The 4198-nt window shown below is 64.1% G+C and carries 4 protein-coding genes and 1 pseudogene; 2 read left to right on the forward strand and 3 right to left on the reverse strand.

Annotated elements, in window-relative coordinates; all coding sequences use genetic code 11:
* On the reverse strand, nt 1-930 hold a 930-nt coding region (locus tag YO9_RS0115695; protein ID WP_016998351.1), incomplete at its 3' end, for an MFS transporter.
* 103 nt (nt 931-1033) lie between these two features.
* On the opposite strand from YO9_RS0115695, the gene YO9_RS0115700 reads away from it, so the two are divergent.
* Complete coding sequence (locus YO9_RS0115700) at nt 1034-2251, forward strand: hypothetical protein (RefSeq protein ID WP_016998352.1); 1218 nt, start codon at nt 1034-1036, stop codon at nt 2249-2251.
* Between the two features lie 26 nt (nt 2252-2277).
* On the opposite strand, the gene YO9_RS0115705 is transcribed toward YO9_RS0115700, so the two are convergent.
* Nucleotides 2278-2982: a hypothetical protein gene (locus tag YO9_RS0115705; RefSeq protein WP_223286702.1), complete on the reverse strand. Its 705-nt coding sequence runs from the start codon at nt 2980-2982 to the stop codon at nt 2278-2280.
* 202 nt (nt 2983-3184) lie between these two features.
* Entirely contained in the window at nt 3185-3784 is a 600-nt protein-coding gene (locus tag YO9_RS0115710; RefSeq protein ID WP_016998354.1) for a TetR/AcrR family transcriptional regulator, read from the reverse strand.
* A 198-nt stretch (nt 3785-3982) separates the two neighbouring features.
* Here YO9_RS0115710 and YO9_RS19270 point away from each other — a divergent pair.
* Nucleotides 3983-4198, forward strand: a pseudogene (locus tag YO9_RS19270) (GAP family protein); the annotation flags it as partial.

Raw genomic sequence — 4198 nt, forward strand, 5'->3', positions numbered from 1 at the left:
CAGCAGCACCACGCCACCAAACGCCATGATGCACACGGCCCACCCGGCCACGGCCATCGCGCAGGCCTTGCCGTGGCGGTTGAGCCGCACCAACGGCCCGGACAGCAACCCCGCCAGAACGGAACCCGCCGCGAGCGCTGCGGTCAACAGACCCACGGTGAACTGGTCTCCGCCCAGGACCGTGGCACCGAGCACCGGGAACAGCGCGCGAGGCATCGCGAAGAACATCGCCGCCATGTCCAGCAGGAACGTCATGCGCAGATTGGGCCGGGTGGCCAGGAACCGGAAGCCCTCGACCACGGAACGGAAACCGGCGCGGGAGGCCACACCGTCGGGCGGCAGGGACGGCAACTTGTACATCGCCCACAGACTGCCCATGAAGGCCACGGCATCCACGGTGTAGGCCCATTGGAAACCCAGCCCGGCCACGGTCAAAGCGCCCAACAACGGCCCAACCATCAACGTGGATCCCATGGTGAGTTGATACAAGGCATTGGCCGCGGGCAACTGTTTCATGGGCACCAGCCGCGGCACGATTGCCCCGCGCACCGGCTGATTGAGCCCTTGGGCAAACGAATGCAGCGCCACCAGCGTGTACAGCACCACTAGTGACGAAATCTGCGCCCACGAGTGCGCGGCTAGCGCGACCGTGACTGCGAATAAACCGAACGTCGTCCACAGACCCACGGTTCGGCGGTTGTGGGCATCCCCCATCGATCCGCCGTACAACCCGGACACGATTAGCGGCAGCAACGCGGCAACACCCACCATGCCCACGGCAAACGTGGAGCGAGTGAGCTCGAAGACCTCCAGGCTGATCGCCACCACCGTGAACTGGTTCCCCAACATGGACATGGTGGAGCCGATCCACAGGCGTCGGAACGCCGGGGACTCACGCAGCGGGGTGAGGTCGAGCAGCAAACGGGGCACTGGTCGATCCTAGGCCCACGCGCTCGGACAACGAGAGCAGCCAGATCGCCCGGAACCATTTACCCTGAAGGGAGCCCACTTCCCCGGGACATCAGGAGTTCTCATGCGCACACGCGAACAACGCTGGGCCGCCCGCTCGGCGCGCGGCTGGCCTCGATTGCGCGTGTTCGCCATCATCAACGGCATCACGGGTCTGCTGATCGGCGGCCTGATCCTGTGGTTCACCCACGTGGTGCTGCAATTCGAGAACTTCCCCGCGGCGGAGGTCCCCTGGGTCTGGCGCGTTCTGGCCCTGGCCATCGCCGTTTTACTCCCCGGAATCTTGCTGTCCATGGGCGTGTACCTTCTGATCGCGGGTATCTCCGCGCGAAACCGAGCGGCATTGGCGGCGGGGCGAGCGCGCGACGTCGTCCTCAATGCATCCCAGCCGGACGAGCCCCCGGTGGTCGCCCACAAACTGGCCGAAACCACCCCGCCCGGCGTGAAAATCCGCGCCCACGCCCTCCACGGTTCTGACGCGACCAGCCGTTACACCCGCACCCTGCTCGGCGCGCTACCGGTGCACACGCCCATGGCGCTCGCGCCGGTGGGCCTGGGCCTGATCCTTCTAGTTGTCGCCACCATCTACTACGCGACCGGCTACGGTGCCCCGTCCACGGTCATCCTGTTGGGCGTCGCCTACCTCGGCTGGAAACTGTGGCGCGGCTTCATCAGTTATCAGGCATTTTCCGAGGCCGACTGGGCACCCACGCGCGTCGACGACGCGGACACCGGCCCCATTCCCGCGGTCACCGTGGTGCACGAGACCGAAACCACCCAGCCGATCCCCCGGCAACGCGCCGCGTACGACGACGCTCCGCCCACCTACACGACGCACCGCACCGAGCATCGCACCGATGACGACCACGTCTCCTATGAGAACACGGACGAGCTACCGGTCATCGAGCGGATCCGGGACAACTACTCGGAGCCCAAGAAGATGAGCGCCTCTCAGCGCAGGCTGGCCGAACGCGCAGAGCGTGAACGGCTGGTCATGGAGCGGCGCCAGCGCAATCGTCGTGCCCCGGATGATCAGCCGCCCCACACCATTACGTCCATGGAGCGTCACCCGGACAGCGAGGATCAGGGCGGCGGGGCAGAACAGGAACAGCAACGTCAGCAGCAGCGCCGCTACGAGCAGTACCTGGACGAGCACCAACGCATGCGTCAAGACCGCCTACGCAACGCGAACGCCAAGAAGCCGGAGGAAGCGCCGTCGTTGCTGGGCTACGCCATGACCCGGTGGAAGAGCAAGCTCAACGGGTCCGCGAACGACCGCTGACTCGCAAGCCGGATCAACGGGCGACATCAGTCCGTGATGGGCTCCGGGTTGGTCGGGTTGACCACCTGGCCGCGCAGGTACACGCGCTGAATGTCCGCGAGCGGGGCAACCGCAATCAGGGCGGCGCCCACCATCTCCAGGCCCTCTTCCAAGTGGTAGGTCACGCGGTAGAGGAACCAGTGGGCCTCAATGCGGATCAGGTAGTCGGCGATGAACTCGAATCCCACGGCCGCGCCCAGGAACACCACGAACCCGCTGACCAGCAGTCGGCGGGGTGTCTTGTGAAACCGGCGGGAGGCGAAGAACGCCAAGAGAATGACCGCTATGGCGATCGGAGCTCCCAGGATGACCCAGGTGAACGTGAAGCCCGTGGCCGGGGCGAATCGCTCCACCACCATGCCGAGCTTCTCGTGGAGCATGGTGGCGTCATCCAAGGACATCAGCAGGGCAATGACCGCGATCAGTCGCCAGGCCAATCGGGCACTGCGACTGGGGGTATTGGCCGCTACCAAGAACATCAGCGTTGCGCCCACGATCAGCAGGAGCACGTTCCACCACATGGGCAGATTAATTTCCGACGTGACCTCGAGGTAGTGGTAGATCCCCATATTCGGAGCCCACCACACGGCAAACAGACTAAGCAGTGTGATGATCAGAGACACGATCACGGAAGCCACGAGAGCACTCACCCAGAATGGTCTCTCGCGGCGAAGAGTGGTGGATCGGCTCATGAGTGCCCCCGGATCGTCATGAAGTTTTCACTGGAAAGCAACTGTCATTCTACCGGCGCGTACGGTGCCAGCGCGGGGCGGCTCGACCCCCACACACTTGTTACTTCCCACTTATACCTACACCTCGATGATGAATTGCGCTCATGAGATGACGATGTGGAATGGGTGAGAGTCTCTTAATCTCACCCCAGAAATGACAGCCTCAGGCCCGACCTGCGGCGATGCTTCGAATCTCCTCCCGGAGCAGCTCAACAGCGCGCTCCAGGTCCTCCGATTCCGCCCGATGCATCAGGTGCAGGGCCAGTCCGTCCGCGAGAGCGTGAAGTCGCCGACCATGTCTTATGGCATCCTCGCTCGGAGTCTCGGAATGTTCCTCCCGCAGCATGGCCGCCAGCCGGATACACGCGACCGCAATCTGTTCATGGGCGGAGTCTCGCAAGGCCTTGAGCTCCGGCACCGCGGTCGCCTCAGCCACCAGCGCGATGTTGACGTCCATTTCCGCCCGAGTCTGTTCGGTGAAGGGCACCAGGTTCTTGACCACGGCCAGGACATACTCTTCGGCGCTGCCTTGTTGGGGAAGGTTCCTGATCCGTTCGTTCGCGCGCTCCATCATGAGTTCCGCGGAGAACACGAGGAGCTCAGTCCGCGTAGGGAACACGTGCCGCAGGGACCCAACGGCCAGACCGGCCTCATCAGCGACGGTTCGCACGGAGACCGCGGAGACACCCGACCTGAGGATGACGCGCCATGCAGCCTCGGCAAGTTCGGCTTTGCGTGCTTCGCGATTAATTCTGGAGGGCATGCTCCCAAATTAGCACGGTTGTGCTAGTTTGATTTAGCACAGGCGTGCTAGTTCAAGCGGAAAGGCTTGCACCATGGAGACCATCGGGATACTCACGGCTCTCGCGCTAGTGGATTCCACCAGCTTCGGAACCCTACTCATCCCCATCTGGCTGCTGATGCGCCCGGTCGACTGAAGCTCGGCCGCCTACTCGTGTACTTGGCCACCGTTGTCGCCGCGTACTTCGTGATCGGCGTGCTCATCATGCTGGGCGCCACGGCCTTCCTCGACGCCTTCGGCGAAGCCCTGGAATCCCGCACCGCGTACATCACCCAATTGGCGCTGGGCATCGGCCTGGTCATCCTGAGCTACGTCATGGACCCGGGCACCAAGCGGGCCAAACGCCGTGCCGCCGAGCGCGCGGCAGCCGGCGAA

Source organism: Kocuria atrinae C3-8, from assembly GCF_000286355.1.
GTDB classification, from domain to species: domain Bacteria; phylum Actinomycetota; class Actinomycetes; order Actinomycetales; family Micrococcaceae; genus Kocuria; species Kocuria atrinae_A.